The sequence below is a fragment of the Hallerella succinigenes genome, from assembly GCF_002797675.1.
In the GTDB taxonomy this organism is placed as follows: Bacteria; Fibrobacterota; Fibrobacteria; order Fibrobacterales; family Fibrobacteraceae; genus Hallerella; species Hallerella succinigenes.
On sequence record NZ_PGEX01000001.1, the window covers coordinates 1,378,536 to 1,401,583 of the forward strand.

Below are 23,048 nucleotides of genomic sequence, written 5' to 3' on the forward strand. Positions count from 1 at the left end.
CAAAAAAACGCTAAAAAACGTAAATTCATCACAGAATCTTGCTATTTTCCGAGCTATGAACAAGCTCCTCTCCTCACTCCAAGACATGCCCGTCGTCGGCATTCTGCGCGACATCCCGGAAGGCGCCGAAGAATCCTGCGCCAAGACCACCGCCAAATGCGGTTTAAAAGCCATCGAAGTCACCATGAATACCGATGCAGCGGCAAGCATCATTGCAAGGCTCAAACGCTTCGCAAAGCCGCTTGGCATCCAAGTGGGAGCAGGCACCGTCCGCAACCTGAAAGATCTCGACAAGGCTCTTGCAGCGGGCGCGGAATTCATCGTTTCCCCGAATACCGTCGAATCGGTCATCCGCAAATGCGTCGAAGAGAACATTCCCGACATCCCAGGCGCGCTGACCCCGACCGAAATCCAGAGCGCCTATGAATTTGGCGCAAGCTGCGTCAAAATCTTCCCGGTGAGCCATGTCGGCGGACCTTCCTACATCAAAGCATTACGCGGCCCATTCCGCGACATTCCACTACTCGCCTGCGGTGGAGTCTCTACCGAAAACGTCGCGGATTACTTTAAAAGTGGCGTGAACCTCGTCGCCTTTGGCGCTAGCATTTTTAAGCCCGCACGGATGCAGGCAAACGATTGGGAAACCATCGGAAAGGATCTTTCGATTTTTATAGAAAGCGTAAAGTCGGCGATTCGCTAAGGATCTCCTCTTTTACACACAAATTAAAATACAGCTGCAAGGATTTTTTTCTTTCGTCTGTAAATTCGTAATCGAGAGAATCGTAATAGCCTTTTAATTCTTCCGCAGTGAATGGGACGGGGTAACGCTCCGCCCATTTTTTTAATGCTTTCTGCGGACACGCACGAAACTTTGCAATCGACTCGCGCACATTTTCAAGGAAGGCTTCAAGTCTTGGACGCATCTCGCACGAAAGCGCCAAACGATGAATACTCCACGCCCCGAACACGAACGGAAGCCCGTGCCAGTCTCTCCAGAGAAGAGCCATGTCGTAGCAATACGGCCAAGAGCCTTTCGCCTTTTCGATCAAAGCCTCATCTCCGATAAGGAGTGCCGCGTCACAATCTGCGCGTTCTGTCACATATTCCGGGCGAACGTTTGCATACTGCGAGCAAATGACCCGCAAAAGGGCAACCGACGTTCCACTCTGCGAAGTCATGTAAATGCGCTTGCCCGAAAGCTCGTTCAGCGGATAGCGGGAAAAGAGTTCCACAGAATTCACTTCGAGCTTGCACGATGTGCAAAGATCCGGAGCAAGGACAAGATCCTGCGGCGCACGGGCATAAGCGATCGAAGATGCAGGCGCCAAGTGGATTTCACCCGTCCAAAGTTTTTGATTCAGAGCGCTCGGCGCTCCATCGTCAAAAGAATAGCCTTCAAAACGCGCTTCATCGTTCAAAAAAAGATGAAAAAACGGAGCGCACACCAAAAAAGGGATTCTTCCAACACGCAAGTTCATGAGAATAATTTAACTTTTTGGCATATGGCAAAATTTCATGTGAAAAGAACTCTCTTTGGTGAAGATCAAAAAAGTTTGGTTTTTCGTGGATCCATTTTGGAAGGCGATATCGCCAAGGGTATGTCGATTAAAATTCCTGTCACCGACAAAGCCGTCATTGACGTGAAGATCGATGATGTGATTGAACTGATTACCCACGATACAGGCGAAAAGCGCACCGGCCTGATTGCCAAGTTCCTGGACGAACCGGACGCCCTCGAAATCGTCGCCGACTTGAATGTGGCAGACGAAGATCTCATCGTGGAATAACTTTTCTTAAAGTTCTAGCAGGAGACCGCAACGGAGATAGACTAAATCTCCGGTTTTTCGCAGATTCTCGTAACCGCCAAGCACAAGCATCGACGAATAGCGGCCAAGCTTAATATCCAAGCCACCGCCTACGCGCCAAATCATCTGGGCATCATTTCCAAACGCATAACCGATGTCGAAAGTCGCCGCAGGCATCATCACGCTGCCAAACGGCAAACGCATATAGGCGCTTCCCATCACCGGAACAAGAGTCACATCGCCAAAGCGCTGGTAGTCCACTCCAAGGCCCAAAAAAACCATCTGATCGACCGGATACCACCAGTGGCCCGACACGTTAAAATTGAATTCGGAAAGATCTTCCGTCGCATTCACAACGCCCGCACTCACATCCGCGGTCAAGGCTTGCGCAGGCGCTGGTGCTAAAGCCGCAAACGAAAGGGCACTTGAAAGCACAAACGGCAAAACCTTCACAACCGTCGAAGTTCCTTCCTCTTCTTCATCTCCACGGGCTTCACGCTTCCAACCGCCACCGTGTTCCTTCGCAAGCGAAAGGAAGCTGCCCTTGAGCATCGCAAAGTTCATCAGCAAAAAGTAGTAGGCGCTTCCCGAAAGTTTTGTCAAAGCCACAAGCAAGAACAAAACGGCAAGACCCATCGTCACAAAATAAACCGGACGACCGGAAGTCAAAAGAATACCGTTCAAAACGAGCAGCACAAGCGCAATATGCGGAGTCAGCCAGCGCAAAAGTTTATGCGAAAGGAACAGGTAAGCGAGCAACGGACGGAACGGATTGAGCAGCGGCAAGTAAGAGAACAAGTAGTTGAAGTTCGCACGCCCAATGCGCACCTTGCGACGGTATTCGCCCGAGCCTTCCTTCGAAGTCTGCTCCGTTCCGATAGCACTCGAATCGAAGGTGCAGAAGGAACCTTTCTGCAAAACCTTGACCGTAATGAAGAAGTCATCCATCACACTCTTCTTCACCGGGAGCTGTGTGTACAGCGATTTGCGGATTGCATAAAGGGCGCCGTTACCGCCGACAAGGCGATCGAGAATGCCTTCGAACTTTTTGATTTCCGATTCTAGATCCCAGTAGCTGCGTTCGCCCGAGCCGAGCGGACTTCCGCTCTTGTCCGTCAAAATCAAATGCCCGCAGACGCAGCCGATTTGCGGATCGGCGAACGGAGCGACGAGCTTTCGAATCACGTTCGGAAAGAGCATCGTATTCGCATCACAGAAAACGAGAATTTCGCCCGAAGCCTGTCCCTGCAAACGGTTGAGCATGGCGGCCTTCCCCGCGTTCTGCGGAGCCTTCACCAGGCGAATGCCCTTGTCCGCATAGCGTTCTACGATTTCCGCGGTACGGTCCGCAGATCCGTCGTCGCCGATCAAAATTTCGAGCAGTTCCTTCGGGTAATCGATTTCGAGAAAGTTCAAAATCTTCTTTTCGATGACCGCTTCTTCGTTGTACGCCGAAACGAGAATCGAGACCTTCGGAAGATTTACTTTATCTGCAATCATGCGATTCTTACGAGAGAAAAGTTCGCTCAAAAAAGGAAGTGTCACTGGGAAAATCAAATAGCAGTGAACGAGCAAAAAAAGCAGCACCCAAAAGGCGATTTCTATCGGCGTAAAATTCATTCAGCAATCCATTCCTTTTCCTTCGACAGGAATTGCATCAAAAGGATATTCATCTGATCGGCGGAAAGGCCGTTCGAATAAGTGAGAATCGAAAGTCCCTTCGGCGCGATCAGCACGTATGAAGGAACCGCTTGAAGATTCCAAACGTTAAAGAAGCATCGGTTCACGGGCAAGCGTTTGTCGTCGCACTGGATCGTATCTTCTGCGGCCTGGTTTAAGCGTACCGGGTGAAAGCGTTTATTCAAAGTTTCAACGACCTGCTTGTCGCGGTAAGTCGTCTTTTCCATTTCGCGGCAAGGAATGCACCAGTCCGCGACGATGTCGACAAAGATCATCTTCTGATCTTTTTTAGCAGAAGAAAGGGCCGCCGTGTAATCTTCCCAGTGCACAGAATCGCGGGCCGTCGTCACCGCTTTGAATTTCGGAGCGTCTTTTGCAAAAACGGACGCAATCATTCCGCAAAGGAGAACAGCCAGGCAAAGCGCGAAAGAGAGCTTCATTTTTTTTCCCCTTTCTTTGAATCGGGCTGGTTTCGAATCTGCGGAGCTATAGCATTCACCGCCACCGCAATCGAATCCGTATATTCGACGACCGCTTCCTGGAACGGCTCCCAAAGGTCGGGACTTTTTTGAATGCATTCCGCGACCGAATCAAAGCGCTCCGCCGTATAGCCGTACTTTTCTAGAATTCGCATACGGACTATGCGACCGTCCGTCGAAGTTTCCCCATACTCGCGCGAAGCGACTCGGAGATCGACGTACAGGCGCACAAAATCGGGGGGAATAGAATTGGAACTCTCGGAACAGGCAAGCACCGAGAGTGCAAAAATTCCAAGCCTGATTTTATTCCTTAAAGAGTCCATCGACATATTCCGCCTTGTTAAAAGGCACGAGCTGGTCGATGCGTTCACCCATTCCCACCCAGAGAATAGGCACCTTCAGAGAACTTGCAATCGAAAGAACGGAACCTCCGTGAGCCGTACCGTCGAGCTTTGTCACAACAAGACCCGTCAGCGGGAAGCTTTTGTGAAAGATCTTCGCCTGGTTGATTGCATTCTGCCCCGTGTTGCCGTCGAGAACGAGCATCATATCGTGCGGATAAGACGGATCGATCTTCTTTAGCACGCGGACGATTTTTGCGAGTTCTTCCATCAGGTAATCTTTATTCTGCAAGCGACCAGCGGTATCGATGAACACGACGTCACAGCCACGCGCCTTGGCCGCCTGGCAAGCATCAAAGGCGACCGCAGCCGGGTCCGAGCCTTCCGCGTGGCGCACGAATTCCGCACCCGAACGTTTTGCCCAAACTTCAAGCTGTTCAATCGCCGCCGCCCGGAACGTATCCGCCGCAGCGATCATCACCTTGTGGCCTTCGTCTGCAAACTTCTTTGCAAGCTTTCCGATTGTCGTCGTTTTACCGGCGCCGTTCACACCGATTACAAGGAACACGTGCGGATTACCCTTGAATTCAAACTTCGGCGGGTCCACCAGAAAGCGTTCCGCTTCGGAGCGCAAAATATCTAGGACTTCGTTTTGCGAAAGGGACTTGCCCAAAGCCTCTTCACGGAGAGCGTCCGTCAAAAGGAATGCGGCACTCGTACCGACATCCGCCTTGATCAAACGTTCTTCGAGTTCCTCGAGCATTTCATCTGTGACTTTCCCTTGACCGGCAATGCCCTTGATTTCGCCAAGGATCGCCTCGCGGGTCTTCTGAAGGCCCTTTTTGATGGCAGAAAACAAACCCATTAGAGAATGCTCTTCACTTCGTCGATCAGTCCGTAAGCCTTGGCTTCGTCTGCCGACATAAAGTTATCGCGTTCCGTATCACGATCGACTTCTTCGATTGTTTTGCCGCTTGTCTTCGCAATGATGCTCGTGGTAATGGAGCGGATGCGAAGCATTTCTTCGGCCTGGATCTTGATGTCGCTTGCAGGGCCTTCCATTTGACCTTGGATCAACGGTTGGTGAATCATGATGCGGGCGGACGGCCAAGCATAACGCTTTCCCTTTGCACCGGCAGTCAAAAGCACAGCACCCATCGAAGCCGCCTGACCACAGCAAACCGTCACCACGTCACTCTCAATTGCGTTCATCGCATCGTAAATTGCAAGGCCGCTAGAAATCACGCCGCCCGGGCTGTTGATGAAGAAAATAATATCGTCATGGGAAAGGGAATCCAGATACAAAAGCTGCTTCACAATTTTGCCGGCACTTTCGTCGTCCACTTGATTCCACAAAAAGATTTTACGATTGTTAGAAAAGTACTCTTCGGCCTTCTTCATGAAGTCCGGCATCTGTTCCTTTTCTTGTTCTTTTTCGGCTTTCTTTGCGGCGTTCATTCAAAAACTCCATCGGGTAAAATTTGTTCCGCACTAATTTACAAAATTTCACAAGCACCATTTTTCAAAAGCCTAAATCAAAGGCTTTATTTAGGACCCGAAGGCTTACTGGTCTTTTTCCGCCGTCAGCGGGATTTGGATTGACCTTGAATCAGAATTCTGAAGTATGTGGGCTTGCCGTTGATGCACAAATCCCGTTCATCGTTTCCTTTGCGGAATTTGATAATCTTGAACTGGTCTGGGTTGAACTTATGCAAAAAGGTAATGGGAACGCCCATAATTCCATTGTAATCTGACGGAATATCCTGAGTCTTGTTTACGTTGATAGCATCAAAGTTGTCAAATCGCGGATAAGCGTGTTCATTTCCCCTGTATTCCTTGACCAGAGGAATAAATTCATGCCTTTGTGCATTATCCAGATTTGTAAGCCACATGCAGTTGTTCGGCGAAATAATTCTTTCGCCATTGCCATTGATTTTAGTTTCTAGGCCATAGAGTTCGTAATGTTTTGGCACAATAAAACCAGAAATTCCACGACCCATATTGACTCCCATCCACACCTTATTTTCTTTTATCAGTGCGAAAACTTCTTTATATGTAATGGCGTTAATATTGCTGATGATCAGGAATTTTTTCTTGTATTTTTCTAATTGGGAAACATATTCCCTGAACAAGGAAAATGGTGGGTTGGTCACGACTATATCACTTTGCTTCAGGAGTTCAACGCTCTCGTTGCTCCGAAAATCACCGTTTCCCTTGAAATAGTTAACATCTTTTAGGGTTGGGTATTTTTTTTCTTTTCCGGCATATTCGTAGTAGAACGCATGTTCATTTGCTTCGAATAAGTCCTGAGAGTCTCGCTTGTAGCAGGCGCAAATCAATTTTTTTAGACCTAGCCGTTTGAAATTTTCTACAAAAAATTTGTAAAAATTGCTGACTCTGGCATCATCGCAGTTGCAATAGACCGTTTTGTTCTTGAAGTGTTTTTCGTAATACTGTAATTCTCTTTCGATATCCAAAAGCTGCGTGTAGAATTCGTCCTTTTTGTTTGCCTTGGCGTTGTCCAAGAGAGAATGATCTATTTTACGCACTATAAAATCCCCTAGTTAGATTTTGTCAGCTGTTTGGAGCATGACGCTAGAATCGCCAATTTGGACAATTTTGTTTTTGCAAAGATTTCTGTTGATTGGCATTCCGTAATTAGCCGCCGTCAAACGGTCGAGCCTGTTTATTGCTCCCGAATTATAGGTCAGGGTGACTTTTCTACCGTCGGGTCTTGTCACGACGACATCCTGCGTTAGGAAATTGGAACCTTCCAGGAAAAGGACGTAGCCATAGGAATTCCTTATTCTTTACATAAATATACAATATAATTTTGACAGTAAAATGACAGAACCAGCCATTCATTTTAGGGTAAAATAACGTTCAGAAACCCTTCAAGACAGCCTTTTTAACCTTCCCCAGGTGCCCGCAATTCTGGAAGTGGATGGGAAAAATTACTTTTGAAGTAATGAAGAAAACTGTAGAACAGACGATTGTTGCCCCTGCTACCCCGCACGGAACATCCGCGCTAGCCGTCATCCGCGTGAGCGGACCTGAAACGCGCTCCATTTTAAGAAAAATGTTCCACTGCGAATCCCCGACACCTCGCATGGCAACTCTTGCAGTGGCAAGGCATCCCGAAACGCAAAAAAAACTCGATTCCCTGCTGTACATTTTTTACGCAGCCCCCAATTCCTATACAGGCGAAGATTCGCTCGAACTTTTTCCGCACGGGAACCCTCTGATTGTCCGCAGCTTAATCGATGCGATGTGCAGCCTTGAAAACGTGCGCATCGCTTACCGGGGAGAATACACAAAGCGCGCTTTCTTGAACGGCAAAATGGACCTTGTGCAAGCGGAATCCGTAGCCGATGTAATTCACAGTCAAACGCTTTCTGCTTTAGACAATGCGCACAAGCTTTTATCGGGAAAGTTCTCCAAGGACGTTCACGAACTTGCGCACAAATTAAAAGACATCTCTGCCCGCATCGAACTCGAAGTGGATTTTGTGGAAGAAGAAGCGGACCCCGATTTTGCGGGCTGGAAAGATCGTTTTAGCGAAATTCAAGAAAAAGTCAAAGACCTTATCCGTCATTTCAAAAATTCCGGAGCGATCAACAAAAAACCGCGTATCGTTCTGTACGGAGCACCGAATGCGGGAAAATCGAGCCTGCTGAACGCCCTTCTAAAAGAAAACCGCGTTCTCGTCAGTGATATTCCCGGCACGACCCGCGACTTTATCGAAGTTTCTTTACCGCTTCCCTCGGGCGAAGCGACGCTGATCGATACCGCAGGCATCGCCGAAGTCGCCCAGAATGCGCTCGACGAGCGTTCCATGGAAAAAAGCGTCGAAGCGATCGAATCCGCAGACCTCGCGATTTGCCTTGTGGACGCCACCCAAGCAAACACAGCCGAAGCGCAAAAGCAAATCGCCGAAGCCAAAGAAAAAGGGCACTGGATCGTCTATTCCAAAATCGATCTCGCAGGTAACGCTCCCATTCCAAGCGACGTCACGCTCACCCTTTCTTCCAAAGCGGGAACAGGCCTTTCGGAACTCGTGCAAATGCTCGACAAGGCGCTCTTTCCCGAAGGCGAAACAAGCGACGAATACTGGATTACAAGCGAACGAGAATGCGCCGCCCTGCGTGAAGCCGACGCAGGACTTGACCGCATCCAAACGCTTCTCGACACCAATCCCGCCGTGGAACTCATCGCCTTCGAACTTCGCTCCGTCGCCAATTCCTTGGCAGAAATCGTTGGCGAAATTTCGAGCGAAGACGTTCTGCAAACGATTTTCAACGGCTTCTGCATCGGAAAGTAAATGCAACAGCAAATTCTCGATCTCTGCAATCGCATTTCAAACGTCACCTACGAAAACCTGACGAAGATCATTCGCTATTCCGAAGCGAAAAGCGCGGACGGTGCCCGTAAACTCGACGACAGTTACGAAAACGATTTGGACGCTTGGATGGGCGGCGGTACCTGTTTTAGCCTCACCTGGCATCTATACCAGGAGCTCCGCAGCATGGGTTATGCACCCAAGCTTTTAATGGGCGACAAGCGCATCGAAAAAAACATTCACTGCGCCCTGCTCCTTCCTGTAGACGGTGAAGACTTTTTGCTCGATCCAGGATACTTGATCTTTGACCCGTTAAAAATTCCCGTCGCCATTCCATTTCAAAAAAGCGAAGCCTTTTATCCGCTCGTTCCGAACGTGGTCCGTTTAGAGCTTGAAAACGGTGTCCTTGGACTGTACACGGGTTCCCTCAAAGGTCCTTTGAAGCTCCGGTTTGAATTCAACATTTTGGGCGTCACTCCGCAGGAATTCCAAAAACACTGGAGCGAATCCTTTGACCGCGAAATGATGACTTATCCGGTACTGAATAAGCTCGACCGAGAAAAAGGCGTCCAGTACTACTTCCAAAAAGGGAACCTGCTCATCCGCGATAAAGACGGTTCGCGCATGGAAAAGATCCTGCCAGAAGACCAAGTTTCAAAGCTCCACGCGATATTTGGCATTGAAGAAGAAACGATCGAAAGAGCTCTCGGCGTTTTAAGGAAATAAAAAAGACCCGCACAACAGCGGGCCTTTTTCACATTCAAGCAGAATTACTTCTGCAAGCAAACGCTTGCATTTGCAGCGCCGTAAAGGCTAATGCTGTAATCCTTGATCACGTACACCGGAATCTTCTTCAAGAGCGGCTGGATGTTCGGGTTGTAATTCTTTTCAAAGTATTCCATGAACAGATTGTTGTTCACGAGCCAGCGCAAATCCTTTTGCACCGTACCGCCGGCGAGGTAGAAACCGCCAAACGGAAGGAGGAGCGTGCACACGTCACTGGCATAACGGGCAAGCATCTTCACAAAAAGGCGCATCATTTCGGCAGCAACCGGATCCGTATCGCTTGCACGGCTAATATACTTTGGACGGTCGTTCCAGACCGTTTCTTCGATTTTCTTGAACGCATCGTTCTGCGGAACGCCCTTCGTATCGCGCCACCATTCATAAAGGTGCGCAAGGCCCATGCCGGAGCAGAGAGGTTCCACGCCCGGAACTGCGCCAATGCGCTTTTCCATGTAATCGCGGAAGTCCTGCATATCCTTGTCGAACGGGGCAAAGGTCATGTGACCGCCTTCCGAACTCGCCGGAATGTACTTCTTGCCGTCATAAGCGAGGAAAGAAACGCCCATGCCCGTACCCGGGCCGATCACCGCCTTGGTCGTCGGTTTTGATTCCGGGGTCGAACCGTCCAAGTGAGGAATCTTATAAATCTGTTTCGAATCGTTCACGTTCAAAGTCGGAATTCCGTAGCTGATTGCGATAAAGTCGTTCACGACGAGCACCGGGAAACCGAACTTACTTGCGAGATCGTTACCGTCCACGCTCCATTTGAGGTTCGTCATCACGCAGCGGTTATCGGCAACAGGACCTGCCGCGCTGATGCAACAATGGCTCGGCTTCAAATCCGCACGCTTTTCCGCAGCAATTCGAAGGGTTTCCGCAATCGGTTCTTCAAGACCGTTGATTTGAGAAGAAGCGTAGTCCGCCTTCATCACCAGGGTAAACTTGCCTTCTTTGCAGGCAACAAGTGCCAAATTTGTATTCGTACCGCCGATATCAATGGCTAAAACGAGACGATCAAATTCAGCTTCTGGGTTGCACCATTTTAATTCCATAAAAACTCCGTAAATGTTGCTATAAATATATCCAATATTTTTGCAATTCAATCAAATTTGCCCCTGTTTTGTTCTACTCCGGCGCCTATTTTTATAGTATCTTTGATACTGATGGCATATTTTTTGCTAGGCAATCTAAAACATTTACGGCGGACGCTCGCGCTGAGCGCCTGCATTTTTTTGACCATTCTTTCGACTGCCTGCGAAGATGCCGAAGAAAACAGCCCACCGCCGGGCTTTGAAGCAGTCGAACGTCCAACGATGCTCTTCACGGACACGACCCTGCTCGATTTTTATGAAAAAGAAAAACTTTCATGGAAGGTGAAGACCGCCTATCTGGAACGCTGGGGCAGCACCGAAAAAATTTTTGCAAAGCCGATTCTTGTCGACATTTTTGATTCCGCGGGAGAACGCTCCGCATTTTTAAGGGCTGATTCAGGAACTCTCGACAGCAAGATGAATTACGTCTACGCTTATGGACATGTTTACGCGCTAACCCCGAAAGGCGCTTCTGTTCGAGCGGACTCTCTTTTGTGGAATAAAAAAGACAACCTGGTGAAAACCGAAAGCTACGTCCGCGTGGTAAGCGAAGACGGCGACGTTCTCCAGGGAAAAGGCTTTGTAAGCGACGCAAAAATGGAAAACTGGCACATTCTTTCCGATGTCACAGGAATTTTTCAGGACGCAGCCAGACGCTTAAAGGAAGAAGACAATAAGCAAAGCGAAAACATTGTAGAAGATGTGCCTGCTCCGCATCGACCGCCTGTACAAAAGCAGCCCGTTCCAAATAAAGCGGTTCCGGGAGGCAGAAAATGACGTTTCGCATTCTACTGCTAGCGATTCTTTTGGGCGGATTCTGGGAAAGCTCCATTGCGCAAAGTTCCCCGCTCGTGATGCGCCACGCCGACAGCCTTGCGGTAATGCGCAAAGCGGGCTTTTTGCTGCTGAACGGACACGTTTATTTTACGCATGATTCGATCGCATTCCGCACAGCCCGTGCCACGTGGAACAAGCATCTCGATAAAGTCGACTGCGAAGGGAGCTTTCTCTTTACCCATCCCGACGGTTACATCAAAGCGAACTACGGTTCCTACCAGCGCAAAACGGAAATCGCCATCGCCAAGGGCTATGTCGAAGCAAAAGATTCCGCAGGCTCTTACGCTTTCTTCGGAAACAACCTTGTTTACAACAAAAAGAAAAAGTTCTTAAAGCTCACCGACCAGCCACTTTTACATCAGTATCAAAAACAAAAAAAGGACACGACGAAAATCGACACGACCGTCGTACGCGCAGAACTCATCACGTTCAATCAAGAAACGGAATTCGCCGAAGCCTTTAGAAACGTGACCATCACCCAGGGCGAAATGATCGTCACCTGCGACACGGGCTACCTTGATAAAAAGAACAACTGGGTCGCCCTCAAAGGTTCCCCCAAATTTAACCTCGAAGGCTACGAACTGACCGGAGATTCCATCTACCTCACAATCGACTCCGAAAAGCGCACCCTCAAAAGCGCCCTCGTCATTCGCAACGCCAAAGGCAAGCAGCACGAAAAGGGCAAAAAAGGAAAACCCGATCACTACACGGAAGCGATCGGCGACACGCTCTACGCGGAATTTAAAAACGACAAGATCAAGCGCCTTTATGTGAACTTAAACGCCCGCGGGTTCTTCTACGAAGCGGACTTTGCCGATTACAAGAACCAGATGGAAGGCGGTCGTCTGGACCTTTCCTTTAAAAACGGAAAGCTTAAACGCGCCCTGATTTCGGGCGATGCCCAAAGTACCTATTTTCACGTGATGGAAAAAAAGCGCCAGATCGACGGCAGAAACGAAGCCACTGGCGACACGATTCGAATCGCCTTCGCCGACGGAAAGGTTAAACATTTAAAACTCGCGGGGACAAAGACGCTCGCCAGCGGGCGTTACACCGACCTGACCAAACAAAACATTTTACCCAAAGTGGTAAAGGATTCGAGCGTCAAAAAATGGACCGAGCAATCCTTGAAGAAACTGGAGAAAACCGACAAAAGCGCTCCCGCGAAAAAAGAGGATACCAAATGAAAAACCTCATTCGAACCATTCGCACGGATAAGATTTGCAAAATCTACAACGGTCGTAAAGTGGTGAACGACGTTTCGATCAGCGTTTCCCAGGGAGAAATCGTCGGCCTTCTCGGTCCGAACGGTGCCGGCAAAACGACTTCATTCTACATGATTGTGGGCATGGTCCGTCCGGATTCCGGTCACATCTTCTTGGACGATGTGGAAATGACCGAAAAGCCGATGTTCCGCCGTGCAAGACTCGGCGTCGGCTATCTTCCACAGGAAGCTTCAATCTTTCGCAAGCTGAGTGTCCAGGACAACATCATGGCAATCCTCGAAACTCAAGGCTACAGCCGCAAGGAACGCAAGGAACGCTTGGAACAGCTCCTCGAAGAATTCAAAATTACGCACATCCGCAAAACGAAATCGATGAGTTGCTCCGGTGGCGAAAGAAGACGCTTAGAAATCGCCCGCGCACTCGCCGCAAACCCGGACTTTTTGCTGCTCGACGAACCGTTCGCAGGCATCGACCCGATCGCCGTCGCCGACATTCAAGCGATCATTTCCAGTTTAAAAGACAAGGGCATGGGAATCCTCATCACGGACCACAACGTACGTGAAACGCTTTCCATCACAGACCGCGCCTACATCATGTACAAAAGCCAGGTTCTGACCGAAGGCACTTCCGACTACCTCGCAAGCAACGAAGAAGCGAAGCGTATTTACCTCGGTGAATCTTTCCGCCTGGACTAAATCAAGGACGCTCTTATGGATTTAGGAATTCAATTAAAGCAAGGCATGAAGTTGGATCAGAATCTGTCCCCGCAGATGCTGCAGTCCATTAAAATGCTCCAGATGAACACGATCGAACTCCAGGCGGCAATCACTCAGGAGATCGAAACGAACCCGCTCCTCGAAGCAGAAGAGCCTGTCGATAACCGCATGGAATCCTTGGATGAACCGGTACGCGAAAGCTCGGGCGTCGATGGTGACGACAACAGCCACGATCTGATGGAACCCGGTATCGAAAATTCGATCGACTGGAATCAGTATATGGAAGACGGGTTCCGCAATTCCGAAGCGCCGTATAAAGATTTGGGCGGCAGGGATCCCGATGAAGACCTGCGCCCGGAACCGACGCGCGGCCTCAGCATGCAGGAGCTCTTAAAGAATCAGCTTCGCGAATGGAAACGTTCTCCGCAGATTGTGAAGATCGTGGAATATCTCATCGGCTGCGTCGGCGACAACGGCTTCCTCGCACCCGCCGACAAAGATCTTTTACTCGATGAAAATGCCGAAGAACAAAAAGACCCGGACATTGCCGAAGTCGAAGAAGTTCTGCAGAACAAAAAACCTTTAGAAGAAGCCTCTTACCCTGTGCAAGAAGCGTTCCACGTTCTACAATCCTTTACTCCGCCGGGAATCGGCGCTCGCAACCTGCGCGAATGCTTTTTGATTCAAGCCTACCGCATCCCGGACTTTTCCCCTCTTGCGATCCAGATTCTGGAAAAGCATTTCGACGCCCTGACCGAGCTCCGCTACGCAGCCATCGCCAAAGCTTTAAACAAAAGTACGGAAGAAGTGCAAAAAGCGGTCCACGAGCTGCATGTGCTTTCTCCGCATCCAGGCGCCCAGATTAACAACACGCCAACCCAGTCGATTGTCCCCGACATGGAAGTCGTCAAAACAGGCGAAGGAAAGTTCAAGGTCGTCATGCGCTACGAACACATTCCTCGCTTGCACATCAACGAGACCTACCGCAAAATTTTACAGCAGCCGAATGCGAGCAAAAAAGACAAGGACTATGTGCGCGACAAGCTCAACGCCGCGAACACGTTTATCAAAAGCGTGGACAATCGCCGCAGCACAATCGAACTTGTGATGAATGCGATTCTCGAAAAGCAACACGACTTCTTTGCCAAAGGCCCTGAAAATCTAAAGCCGATGATTCTGCAAGACATCGCCGATGAAGTCAAGCGCGACCCGAGTACGGTCAACCGCGTCACGAACGGCAAATACGTCGACACGCCTTACGGTATTTACGAGCTCAAGCAGTTCTTCAGCTCGGGCATCATCCAGAGCGACGGCAGCGCTGTCGGCTCGGCAAAGATCCTCGACACGATCAAGGACCTTGTCGCAAACGAAGACCGCTCAGCTCCGCTTTCCGACCAGGCGATTGCCGATGCCCTCGAAAAACAGGGCATGAAGGTCGCCCGCCGCACGGTCGCCAAATACCGAGAAGAACTGAAAATTCTGCCCGCAAGGCATCGAAAAGCCTTAAAATAAGGGTTCACAAAGGAGCTATTCCAAATTAGAAGCCGAAAAAGAAAAAATTTTTCTCGAAAAGCGTTCTTTTTTGGAAAATAAAGATGTATATCCATTGATGGGAGGACGTCCAAAGTTCTCCAAAAGTTATTTTCCACCCTTAACTGGAGGTTCGATATGGAAGTTCAAATTGCCGCTCGTCATTGCACTATTTCTGATACTCTTCAAGCTACCCTTAAAGATGCAGTGGACGCACTTGGAAAATTCTATCCGAACATTACTTCTGCTTCCATCGTTCTCGACAAGATCAGCGATCTCAGTCGCCATGTGGCAATTTCTCTGAATGTGAAGGGCGCAACCGTCGTCGCCTCCGCAGACGAAGAAACAATGGGAAAAGCGATTGATGTCGCTTTTGAACGCGCGAAAGTGCAGCTCAAGAAGGCTAACGAAAAGCAGAGCGCCCATCAGGCGGAATCGATGGCAGAAGTCACCGCTGCTGCACAAAAGTAAAAGTGGCATACTACTGTTTTAACAATCAAGATATCAAGCGCCGAGCCCTGTGCCCGGTTCTTGATTTTTTTAAACACTTCCAGAAACCGCTGAAGCTCAAGCTTCACACGCCGGAAAATTCCTTAAAAACCAATATTTCTCATATCGGGATTCATCGTCCGGGCCTTGCGATGTCCGGGTATCTTTCTGTTTATAATCCCGATCAAATCCAGATGATCGGCTCCACGGAATGGAGCTATCTAGAAAGCGTCGGCAGCGAAGCCCGCGAATATATTTTCGCCAAGCTTTCTGAATTTCGATCTCCCATGTGGGTGCTGACACACAATTTGACGCCGCATCAAGAACTTTTGAACATGTGCGTCAAACAGAACGTTCCGCTCATGACAACGGAACTTTCGACCTTTGACTTTGCAAAAGAAACGCAGCGTTTCCTTGAACAGTATTTTGCGGAATATACGTCCGTCCATGCGAGCCTCGTTGACGTTTACGGCGTGGGCATGCTCTACGTGGGCGACAGCAACGTCGGCAAATCCGAATGCGTGCTCGATCTTGTGGAACGCGGTCACCGCCTGGTTGCAGACGACTCCGTTCGCATCACGCGCATCGGCGATACGCTCATCGGTCGCTCAGAAGCCCTGATCAAACATCACATGGAAATCCGCGGCATCGGCATCATCGATGTCAAATCCATGTTCGGTATCAAATCCGTGCGACGAAAAAAGAAGATCGAAGTCGTCATAGAACTGCAACCGTGGCAGCAGGGTATGACTTACGAACGCACGGGCCTTTCCAACGCATACGAAGAAATCCTCGGAGTTAAGGTTCCCAAAGTTTTGATTCCGGTCGCTCCGGGCAAGAGCCTAACCGTAATTTCCGAAGTCATCGCCATGAACGCGCTCATGAAAATGAACGGCGTGGACGCCGCCAAGGAATTTAATGCTAATTTGTTGAAAGTCATTCAAGATAAGGCGCAAGGCCTTTTCAAGGATGACGGTTTTAACGACGTTCTGATCGGTACCACGTATGAATAGCAAGATTTCGATGCACGGCAACAAGCGAATGCTCTTCGGCGTTCTGTTCCTTGCCAGTCTCATCTTCTTGCTCTGGTATTTTTTTCACCCTCTCAGCCCTTATAACGAGCGCACCCATTACACCGCCGCCTTTAGCGTTGTCGGTCCCATCGGCAGTGGAAGCAATGTGAAAATCGGCGGACTCCCCAAAGGCCGTATTCTGGGAATGCACAAAACAGATTCCTGTATCTACGTCACCTTCGAAGTGGTCTCCACAGTTTCTATTCCCAAGGATTCGAAACTCACCTTTACGACAGTCGGATTCCTCGGCAACCACGAAATCTGCATCCATCTCGGCACCTCCGATACAGTCTACACATCCAAGGATACGATTTTTAATACTCTCTTCGATAAGGGATTGAACACCGCCCTCGCCGAATTCAATGCAACTCTCGAAACAACCCTCGCCCTGCTCGACACCATCGAAAAAGATTCCGACCGTCAAAAGCTTGACCGCGTGATTCGCAAAGGCAAGAACTTGGTCGCAACCGCAAACAGCGACATGGAAAGTTGGAAAAACGAAGCGAAAACCCTCTTTGAAAATCTTTCCTCTTCCGCAGACAAGCTTCAGAATTCCTTTGAAAAGTTGAAGTCCGACGCAGGCACCCTCGAAGGAGACGGCTCCGAACTGCTGTCCAAACTGGAACAGTTGACAACTTCCGTCGAAAATACCAAAATCCAGTCGAAAAACGTTCTGGAAAAGCTCGCTCGAAACGACAACACCGCCGCTCTCGTGATGCAAAAAGGCAGCGAAGTTTCTAAACAGCTGGATGCAATCCGAGCAAGTGCACAGGCCCTCATCGCTGACGTTAAAAAACACGGCATCAAGCTGAACGTAGACATCTTCTAAAGATACCTTTTTTATAAGTTTCTTCCCCTCATAAATACTTATGTTTAGGGTATGGTTAGTTTGAAAAAATATGCTTTGGCAATCGCCACTCTCAGCGGTCTACTTCTTTCTTGCAGTGACAATCTCGATGACGTCTCCGAAGATGATTTGAATCCTCCGGGAGAAATTCCTGCGGATGCCGAGAATTTTATGCGCAGCGCTCCAGTCGTCTTTACCGAAGTGAATCCTCAGAATTTCACGTTCCAAGATGAAGACGGCGACAATTCCGATTGGATCGAGCTTTTTAACCCCGCCGATACCGCAGTGAACCTGAAAGGCTTTTCTCTTTCGAATTCCGAAAGCGAGCCTCGCAAATGGACATTCGGAAACGCGATTGTTCCGCCTCAGAGTTTTTTGATCGTTTATTTTTCGAAAAAGGACCGTGCCGATTACGAAACTCCTTCAGATTCTACCGATATGCTGGGGAGCGGCGCGTGGAGCTGGAGCGATTCCCAATCCACCCCTGTTGCAGGCAATAGCATTGCAGAACCTTGGCAGACTTCGAATTACGTTTCTAGCGTAAACGGAAGGCGCTCCATTTCGGGGCAGATGCAACTTGCGGTCAATACGGAACTTGGCTGGAGCAGCGCCTGTATTTTCGTCGGGGTGAATTCCGGTTCGACTTCCGATGTGCAAGACTTGAAAACGGCGAATCAGCTTCTGCTGACGGGTTACGTGACAAAGGACGAACCTTTGGAAATTCGCCTTACGCAGCCCGATTACGATGATTGGCTCGGCTGGTCGACAACGATTACCGGCACCGGGGATTCTTCGACAGTGTACAAGATTTCCCTGCCGACGGGAACCTCCTTTCCGGATTTGCAAAACATTTACGGGACGCGTTTCGCCGCGGTCAACAATCACTACAACCGTGTACAGTTCAAGTTCACCTCATACATCGCCTGCAACCAGGGACATTTTCCCCATACAAATTTCAAACTTCCCAAATCAGGCGGGAGCGTTTTCCTGTTTGATTCCACAGGCGCCCTGCGCGATTCCATTCTTTACCCTAGCGTTCCCCAAGGAAAAACCTTTTCCTTCGCCGGAAACGGTTGGGGCTTTGCAGAGCCTACTCCGCTCGGGATTACGAGTGAAGCTTATGCTGTCCAAGCCACAAACCGCTTTGAGCTTCCCGAATCCGGATTTTACACGGATCCGTTTACGGTCTCCCTCACAAGCGATTCTTTGAGCGTTGCCCGCTGCGAACTCGGCGGAAAACTTCCGACGGAAACAAGCCCCGTCGTCACCACGCTCGACATTTCCCAAACTACAGTTCTCCGCTGCGCCACGTTCCGCACAGGCGCCTTGCCAAGCGATGTCAGCACACGCACCTACATCTTTGAAAGCGCACCGAGCATCGCTACGGCTTTCATTACCGCCGACCCGAATTCTCTCTTTGATCCGGACTCGGGAATTTACGAAGAAGGCCCAAACGCAAGCCCCGAAGAACCGCATTACGGCGCAAATTACTGGCTCGACAAAACGATCCCTGCCGAAATCACCTTCTTTGAGCCTGGCGCCCAAACGCCCGCATTCAGCAAAACGGTCGGCTACGAAATCTTCGGCAATTACAGCCGTACAAACGCTAAAAAATCCTTCGCCCTCAAATTCCGCAAGCGCTACGGAGATTCCGAACTCGAATACAAGATTTTCCCCGAATTTCCAAACCTCGCCGTTTTTAAGGATCTCGTCTTCCGCAACAACGGCGGGAACTTTTACCAGGATTACATCCGAGACAGACTCGGATCGAGCATCACGCAAGGCTTAGGCGTCGATTATCAAAAGGCTCGCCCATCGATCGTCTACGTAAACGGAAAATACTTTGGCATTCACAATATCCGTGAACGCCTGAACGAAAACTACTTTCTCACGAATTACGGCTATGACGAAGGCTCCATTGACCTGCTCAAAACCAACAACGAGGTCACCTGTGGCAGCGCAAGCGATTACCTCGCCCTCGAAAGATATATCCAAGCTAACGATCTCCGCGACAGCGCCGCTTACGCCTACGTTCAAAGCCTGATGGACGTGGACAATTACACGAATTACATCCAAACGGAAATGTTCATCGCCAATCGCGACTGGCCAGGCAATAACCTTAAAAAGTGGAAAAGCCATTCGCCCGAAACCAAGTGGAAATGGATGCTCTACGATTTAGACTGGGGATTTGACAACGGTCACGCCGAAGACAGATACGCATCCATGAACATGTTCGAATACACCTTGGATTCCACGGCGACCAGTTACCCGAACGGCGTCGAATACACGGTTCCCATCCGAAACCTGCTCAAGAATTCCACCTTCCGCAATCGGTTCATCAACCGCTTCGTCGCGCTGACCGTAACCAAATTCAGCGTCGATACCGTCCTTGCAAAAATACACAGCATGATGCAAGAAATCCAAGCGGAAATTCCCCGCGATCAGGACCGTTGGGGCCATAACGCGAGCTATATGGAAAACCAGCTTTCCAAGATCGAAAATTTTGCCAAGATCCGCCCCGCTCAAGTCATCGCCGAAATGGAAGACTATTTTGGGCTTTCTGACTTCGCCACAGTCACGCTCGACCCAGGAAGCTGCGGCACGATTTCCGTTGACGGCATTTCCCTGCACCATGCGACCGCGCTCAAGCTTTACCCGAATATTCCGGTAACGCTTACCGCAGAACCTTCAGCCGGTTGCACGTTCATCGGTTGGAACGACGGTGATACTTCTAGCGTTAAAACGCTCCTCCCTGCCGACGGAAGCGTCTATACCGCACTCTTCCGCTGAAGCAAAAGTTCAAAGCCTTAAACTTTTCTAAAATTGCGTTCAAATGAACAAAGCGACTCTTATTATTGCGGCGAGCATGCTCGCCAGCCGTGTACTCGGCATTCTCCGTGAAATGCTCCTTGCCCGTGCAGCGGGCGTCACCGCAGAAAAGAACGCTCTGGATCTCGCCTTCCTCATCCCGGATATTCTGAATCACGTAGTGAGCACAGGCTTTCTTTCGATTGTCTTCATCCCGATCTTTTTTGGCTACAAGACAAAAGACGACGAAGAGGGTGCCTGGAAATTCTTCAGCAATGTGCTGAACACGATTGGCATTCTTTTCCTAGCTTTAATCATCCCGTCCTTCATTTGGATGAAGGAACTGATCAGCCTCTTCACTTCGGCGGCGGATTTGCCCGAAGAAATCCTAGACTGCGCAACATACTTCGGCAGAATCATTTTGCCGGGACAGCTCTTTATCTTTGCCGGCAGCTTCCTCGTCGCCGTACAACATACCCGCAAGCAGTTCACGATTCCTTCGTTGACGGGCGTCATCTACAACCTTGCGGTTATCGGCGGCGGTATCATCGGAAGCGATCACGGTCTCGAAGGATTTGCGTGGGGCGTTCCCATCGGTGCGTTCATCGGTTTCTTTGTTCTGCAGATTTTTGGAGCCTACCGTAGCGGGATACATTACCGCTTCTATTTGAACCCGAAGCATCCCGACATAATACGGTATGTGAAGATGATGTTCCCGATGTCCTTTGGCGTCGGAAGCATGTTCGCATTTGAATTTATCATTCGAAGCTTCGGCGGCATTTTCGGTTCGAGCGGAATTTCTAGTTTGAATTACGCCTACCGTGTGATGTACACTCTCGTCGCGGTCTTCGGATTTTCCGTTGGCGTTTCCGGCTACCCGGATATGGCGCGCCTTGTCAAAGAAAACAAGTTCAGCGAGCTGAATAACAAGATCTGGTCGAGCCTTTCGAGAATGTTCTGCATTCTCGTTCCAGCGGTCATCACAATCTGGGCACTTTCCTTCCCCGCTGTAAGAATTCTTTTTGAACGTGGCGCCTTTTTACGCGATACGACGGAATACGTGGCAAAACTTTTGCACTGGTATTTGCCGGCAAGCCTTGGTCTTTGCCTGCAAGCGGTGCTCGTGCGTTCCTTCTATGCAAAAGAAAAGATGTGGACGCCAACGCTCATCAACACGGGCATTTTCCTGCTGACGATTCCCGCCTACCTCTTCTTCGCCGAGGACTTCGGTATTTATGTAGTCCCAATCATCGGAGCCTCAGGCGCCATACTCCAAGTGGCAACGATGGTGTTCCTCTGGGCGCGTCAAACGGGTACGGAGGGCATGGAACATGCTCTTTGGAATATGGGAAGAGCTCTCGCCAGTTTCGCCGCAATGATCGTCATCGCTATTGCTATCGAGAATATTTCATACGACTTTGTCCGCAGTTGCTCGCTGTTCGCTCTGATCGTTTATTCAGGCTTTATCGGCATTCTTCTTTTCCCTACGTGCCTTGGACTACAAAAAGCAATTGGTTCCGATGACGCAGGCGATATTTTAAATGAACTTCTCGGAAAAATTCTCCGTAAGTCGCGCATTACAAAAAAAAATTTGTAAATTAATGCAGAACACTTTCGCGTTCAAGGAGATAATCTATGGAATTAAAAGGCTCTAAAACAGAGAAGAACTTGTGGACCGCTTTTGCTGGAGAATCTCAGGCTCGTAATAAATACACTTACTATGCGTCTAAGGCGCGCAAAGATGGCTACGTTCAAATCGCAAACATCTTTGAAGAAACAGCGGGCAATGAAAAGGAGCACGCTAAACTTTGGTTCAAGTATCTGAAGGGTGGTGAAATTCCCGATACCATCGCAAACTTGAAGGATGCCGCTGATGGCGAAAACTATGAATGGACCGACATGTACGCTCAGATGGCGAAGGAAGCTCGTGAAGAAGGCTTCAACGAAATCGCGAGAAAGTTCGAAATGGTCGCCAAGATTGAAAAGGAACACGAAGAACGCTATCGTAAGTTGCTGAAGAACGTAGAAGAAGGGCTTGTCTTCTCGCGTGACGGTGACACGATTTGGCAGTGCTCCAACTGCGGTCACATCATCATCGGCAAAAAGGCTCCGGCCGTTTGCCCGGTCTGCAACCATCCGCAGAGCTACTTCGAAATCAAGAAAGAAAACTATTAAAGCTTGTTGTCAGATCAACAGCAAAAAATCCCCGTGCGAGTGCATGGGGATTTTTTTGAATCTTAACCGAATTACTTCTTGAGCAAATCGCGGATTTCCGTCAAGAGAACTTCTTCCTTGGACGGTGCCGGCGGTGCTGGCGGCTCGGCCGGCTTTGCTTCTTCCTGCTTGCGCATGTTCTGCATAAAGCCGAGGAACTTCTTCATCACGATGAAGACGACAAGAGCGACAATGAGAAAGTCCAAAACGCCACCGATGAAGTTACCGTAAGGAATCGCGACACCAGATTCCGTCGTGTAGGAAAGCGTCTTCAAACCTTCGGCAGCATTCTTTGTACCCGAAACAGCTGCGATGATTGCTGTCACGCACGGCATCACGATGTCGTTCACGAAAGAAGTGACAATTTTACCGAAAGCACCACCGATAATGACACCTATCGCCATGTCGACGATGTTGCCCTTAAACGCGAACGCCTTAAATTCAGCAAGAAGGCCTGTAGCCTTATTTTTAATGTCCATACATGGACTCCTTTTTAATGGATAAGTTGAATCACTAGTGTCCTCAAAAATTTAAAATAAAAACAGGCCGTTGAAAAGATCAAGTATTCCTTCCTCGACTTTTCGTGTTTTTCAACACTTCTAGCAGTCAAAAGTTCCTGGAGCGGGGTCTTATCGGTAAGCGAACTAGCGCCAGCCGTTTGACGGCCTTTCCTCGAATCACCCCGCTATCCCAAATGCGAAGAAGCTATTTCTTCTTATTCAAGAATTCGGCTCGTTTCCGCAACCATTCATCCATCAATGCTCGTAGTTCGCGGGTATTGACCGTG

23 protein-coding genes and 1 pseudogene are annotated in these 23,048 nt (G+C 49.3%); 14 read left to right on the forward strand and 10 right to left on the reverse strand.

Going from position 1 to position 23,048, the window contains the following annotated elements; translation table 11 throughout:
- Positions 1-55: 55 nt before the first annotated feature.
- Positions 56-700 carry a bifunctional 4-hydroxy-2-oxoglutarate aldolase/2-dehydro-3-deoxy-phosphogluconate aldolase gene (locus BGX16_RS06205; protein ID WP_100425273.1) on the forward strand — a complete coding sequence of 215 codons (645 nt, stop codon included), beginning with the start codon at positions 56-58 and terminating at the stop codon, positions 698-700.
- Here BGX16_RS06205 and BGX16_RS06210 read toward each other — a convergent pair.
- A complete protein-coding gene (locus BGX16_RS06210) occupies positions 669-1,478 on the reverse strand; it encodes a menaquinone biosynthetic enzyme MqnA/MqnD family protein (protein WP_100425274.1) in 810 nt (269 codons plus the stop codon). The genes BGX16_RS06205 and BGX16_RS06210 overlap by 32 nt on opposite strands.
- A 24-nt stretch (positions 1,479-1,502) precedes the next feature.
- Between BGX16_RS06210 and BGX16_RS06215 the strand changes: the two genes are divergently transcribed.
- Entirely contained in the window at positions 1,503-1,787 is a 285-nt protein-coding gene (locus BGX16_RS06215; RefSeq protein WP_100425275.1) for a hypothetical protein, read from the forward strand.
- Between the two features lie 6 nt (positions 1,788-1,793).
- On the opposite strand, the gene BGX16_RS06220 is transcribed toward BGX16_RS06215, so the two are convergent.
- From BGX16_RS06220 to BGX16_RS15235, 7 genes and pseudogenes are all read right to left on the reverse strand, one after another.
- The gene (locus BGX16_RS06220) at positions 1,794-3,425 is read right to left on the reverse strand and encodes a glycosyltransferase family 2 protein (protein WP_100425276.1); all 1,632 of its coding nucleotides are present in this window, start codon (positions 3,423-3,425) and stop codon (positions 1,794-1,796) included.
- Complete coding sequence (locus BGX16_RS06225; protein WP_157797905.1) at positions 3,422-3,925, reverse strand: thioredoxin family protein; 504 nt, start codon at positions 3,923-3,925, stop codon at positions 3,422-3,424. Before BGX16_RS06225 ends, BGX16_RS06220 begins: the two co-directional genes overlap by 4 nt.
- Complete coding sequence (locus BGX16_RS14575; protein WP_157797906.1) at positions 3,922-4,293, reverse strand: hypothetical protein; 372 nt, start codon at positions 4,291-4,293, stop codon at positions 3,922-3,924. Before BGX16_RS14575 ends, BGX16_RS06225 begins: the two co-directional genes overlap by 4 nt.
- Entirely contained in the window at positions 4,268-5,170 is a 903-nt protein-coding gene (gene ftsY / locus BGX16_RS06230) for a signal recognition particle-docking protein FtsY (RefSeq protein WP_100425278.1), read from the reverse strand. Before ftsY ends, BGX16_RS14575 begins: the two co-directional genes overlap by 26 nt.
- Positions 5,170-5,763: an ATP-dependent Clp protease proteolytic subunit gene (locus BGX16_RS06235; RefSeq protein WP_100425279.1), complete on the reverse strand. Its 594-nt coding sequence runs from the start codon at positions 5,761-5,763 to the stop codon at positions 5,170-5,172. Before BGX16_RS06235 ends, ftsY begins: the two co-directional genes overlap by 1 nt.
- 125 nt (positions 5,764-5,888) lie before the next feature.
- Positions 5,889-6,857, reverse strand: coding sequence for an adenine-specific methyltransferase EcoRI family protein (locus BGX16_RS06240; RefSeq protein ID WP_100425280.1), 969 nt, complete (start codon positions 6,855-6,857; stop codon positions 5,889-5,891).
- 30 nt (positions 6,858-6,887) lie between these two features.
- A pseudogene (locus BGX16_RS15235) lies at positions 6,888-7,100 on the reverse strand (EcoRI family type II restriction endonuclease); the annotation flags it as partial.
- Positions 7,101-7,273: 173 nt separating this feature from the next.
- Between BGX16_RS15235 and mnmE the strand changes: the two are divergent.
- Together mnmE and BGX16_RS06255 are read left to right on the forward strand one after the other, a co-directional pair.
- On the forward strand, positions 7,274-8,626 hold the full coding sequence (gene mnmE / locus BGX16_RS06250) for a tRNA uridine-5-carboxymethylaminomethyl(34) synthesis GTPase MnmE (RefSeq protein ID WP_100425282.1): 1,353 nt from the start codon (positions 7,274-7,276) through the stop codon (positions 8,624-8,626).
- On the forward strand, positions 8,627-9,370 hold the full coding sequence (locus tag BGX16_RS06255) for an arylamine N-acetyltransferase family protein (RefSeq protein ID WP_100425283.1): 744 nt from the start codon (positions 8,627-8,629) through the stop codon (positions 9,368-9,370).
- A gap of 44 nt (positions 9,371-9,414) precedes the next feature.
- On the opposite strand, the gene BGX16_RS06260 is transcribed toward BGX16_RS06255, so the two are convergent.
- Positions 9,415-10,482 carry a glucokinase gene (locus BGX16_RS06260; protein ID WP_157797907.1) on the reverse strand — a complete coding sequence of 356 codons (1,068 nt, stop codon included), beginning with the start codon at positions 10,480-10,482 and terminating at the stop codon, positions 9,415-9,417.
- A gap of 111 nt (positions 10,483-10,593) precedes the next feature.
- On the opposite strand from BGX16_RS06260, the gene lptC reads away from it, so the two are divergent.
- The 10 genes from lptC (at position 10,594) to rbr (ending at position 22,222) form a co-directional block, all read left to right on the forward strand.
- A complete protein-coding gene (gene lptC, locus BGX16_RS06265; RefSeq protein WP_100425285.1) occupies positions 10,594-11,298 on the forward strand; it encodes an LPS export ABC transporter periplasmic protein LptC in 705 nt (234 codons plus the stop codon).
- Positions 11,295-12,545, forward strand: a complete 1,251-nt coding sequence (locus tag BGX16_RS06270; RefSeq protein WP_100425286.1) for a hypothetical protein — start codon at positions 11,295-11,297, stop codon at positions 12,543-12,545. Before lptC ends, BGX16_RS06270 begins: the two co-directional genes overlap by 4 nt.
- Positions 12,542-13,279, forward strand: coding sequence for an LPS export ABC transporter ATP-binding protein (gene lptB, locus BGX16_RS06275; protein WP_100425287.1), 738 nt, complete (start codon positions 12,542-12,544; stop codon positions 13,277-13,279). Before BGX16_RS06270 ends, lptB begins: the two co-directional genes overlap by 4 nt.
- Positions 13,280-13,294: 15 nt before the next feature.
- Positions 13,295-14,812: an RNA polymerase factor sigma-54 gene (gene rpoN, locus BGX16_RS06280; RefSeq protein WP_100425288.1), complete on the forward strand. Its 1,518-nt coding sequence runs from the start codon at positions 13,295-13,297 to the stop codon at positions 14,810-14,812.
- A 156-nt stretch (positions 14,813-14,968) separates the two neighbouring features.
- Entirely contained in the window at positions 14,969-15,301 is a 333-nt protein-coding gene (gene hpf, locus BGX16_RS06285; RefSeq protein WP_100425289.1) for a ribosome hibernation-promoting factor, HPF/YfiA family, read from the forward strand.
- 2 nt (positions 15,302-15,303) lie between these two features.
- Positions 15,304-16,332, forward strand: coding sequence for an HPr(Ser) kinase/phosphatase (gene hprK / locus BGX16_RS06290; protein WP_241899477.1), 1,029 nt, complete (start codon positions 15,304-15,306; stop codon positions 16,330-16,332).
- On the forward strand, positions 16,325-17,221 hold the full coding sequence (locus tag BGX16_RS06295) for an MlaD family protein (protein WP_100425290.1): 897 nt from the start codon (positions 16,325-16,327) through the stop codon (positions 17,219-17,221). Before hprK ends, BGX16_RS06295 begins: the two co-directional genes overlap by 8 nt.
- Positions 17,222-17,272: 51 nt before the next feature.
- A complete protein-coding gene (locus BGX16_RS06300) occupies positions 17,273-20,029 on the forward strand; it encodes a CotH kinase family protein (RefSeq protein WP_100425291.1) in 2,757 nt (918 codons plus the stop codon).
- 43 nt (positions 20,030-20,072) lie between these two features.
- Positions 20,073-21,644 carry a murein biosynthesis integral membrane protein MurJ gene (murJ, locus tag BGX16_RS06305; RefSeq protein WP_100425292.1) on the forward strand — a complete coding sequence of 524 codons (1,572 nt, stop codon included), beginning with the start codon at positions 20,073-20,075 and terminating at the stop codon, positions 21,642-21,644.
- Positions 21,645-21,682: 38 nt separating this feature from the next.
- Positions 21,683-22,222: a rubrerythrin gene (gene rbr / locus BGX16_RS06310; protein ID WP_100425293.1), complete on the forward strand. Its 540-nt coding sequence runs from the start codon at positions 21,683-21,685 to the stop codon at positions 22,220-22,222.
- Between the two features lie 71 nt (positions 22,223-22,293).
- On the opposite strand, the gene mscL is transcribed toward rbr, so the two are convergent.
- The gene (gene mscL / locus BGX16_RS06315) at positions 22,294-22,740 is read right to left on the reverse strand and encodes a large-conductance mechanosensitive channel protein MscL (RefSeq protein ID WP_100425294.1); all 447 of its coding nucleotides are present in this window, start codon (positions 22,738-22,740) and stop codon (positions 22,294-22,296) included.
- Positions 22,741-23,048: the final 308 nt, after the last annotated feature.

Bases quoted from the DNA above. Each gene is read 5' to 3' on its own strand.
- BGX16_RS06205 (WP_100425273.1), top strand. From the start codon at position 56: ATGAACAAGCTCCTCTCCTCACTCCAAGACATGCCCGTCGTCGGCATT.
- BGX16_RS06210 (WP_100425274.1), bottom strand. From the start codon at position 1,478: ATGAACTTGCGTGTTGGAAGAATCCCTTTTTTGGTGTGCGCTCCGTTT.
- BGX16_RS06215 (WP_100425275.1), top strand. From the start codon at position 1,503: ATGGCAAAATTTCATGTGAAAAGAACTCTCTTTGGTGAAGATCAAAAA.
- BGX16_RS06220 (WP_100425276.1), bottom strand. From the start codon at position 3,425: ATGAATTTTACGCCGATAGAAATCGCCTTTTGGGTGCTGCTTTTTTTG.
- BGX16_RS06225 (WP_157797905.1), bottom strand. From the start codon at position 3,925: ATGAAGCTCTCTTTCGCGCTTTGCCTGGCTGTTCTCCTTTGCGGAATG.
- BGX16_RS14575 (WP_157797906.1), bottom strand. From the start codon at position 4,293: ATGTCGATGGACTCTTTAAGGAATAAAATCAGGCTTGGAATTTTTGCA.
- ftsY (WP_100425278.1), bottom strand. From the start codon at position 5,170: ATGGGTTTGTTTTCTGCCATCAAAAAGGGCCTTCAGAAGACCCGCGAG.
- BGX16_RS06235 (WP_100425279.1), bottom strand. From the start codon at position 5,763: ATGAACGCCGCAAAGAAAGCCGAAAAAGAACAAGAAAAGGAACAGATG.
- mnmE (WP_100425282.1), top strand. From the start codon at position 7,274: ATGAAGAAAACTGTAGAACAGACGATTGTTGCCCCTGCTACCCCGCAC.
- BGX16_RS06255 (WP_100425283.1), top strand. From the start codon at position 8,627: ATGCAACAGCAAATTCTCGATCTCTGCAATCGCATTTCAAACGTCACC.
- BGX16_RS06260 (WP_157797907.1), bottom strand. From the start codon at position 10,482: ATGGAATTAAAATGGTGCAACCCAGAAGCTGAATTTGATCGTCTCGTT.
- lptC (WP_100425285.1), top strand. From the start codon at position 10,594: ATGGCATATTTTTTGCTAGGCAATCTAAAACATTTACGGCGGACGCTC.
- BGX16_RS06270 (WP_100425286.1), top strand. From the start codon at position 11,295: ATGACGTTTCGCATTCTACTGCTAGCGATTCTTTTGGGCGGATTCTGG.
- lptB (WP_100425287.1), top strand. From the start codon at position 12,542: ATGAAAAACCTCATTCGAACCATTCGCACGGATAAGATTTGCAAAATC.
- rpoN (WP_100425288.1), top strand. From the start codon at position 13,295: ATGGATTTAGGAATTCAATTAAAGCAAGGCATGAAGTTGGATCAGAAT.
- hpf (WP_100425289.1), top strand. From the start codon at position 14,969: ATGGAAGTTCAAATTGCCGCTCGTCATTGCACTATTTCTGATACTCTT.
- BGX16_RS06295 (WP_100425290.1), top strand. From the start codon at position 16,325: ATGAATAGCAAGATTTCGATGCACGGCAACAAGCGAATGCTCTTCGGC.
- BGX16_RS06300 (WP_100425291.1), top strand. From the start codon at position 17,273: ATGGTTAGTTTGAAAAAATATGCTTTGGCAATCGCCACTCTCAGCGGT.
- murJ (WP_100425292.1), top strand. From the start codon at position 20,073: ATGAACAAAGCGACTCTTATTATTGCGGCGAGCATGCTCGCCAGCCGT.
- rbr (WP_100425293.1), top strand. From the start codon at position 21,683: ATGGAATTAAAAGGCTCTAAAACAGAGAAGAACTTGTGGACCGCTTTT.
- mscL (WP_100425294.1), bottom strand. From the start codon at position 22,740: ATGGACATTAAAAATAAGGCTACAGGCCTTCTTGCTGAATTTAAGGCG.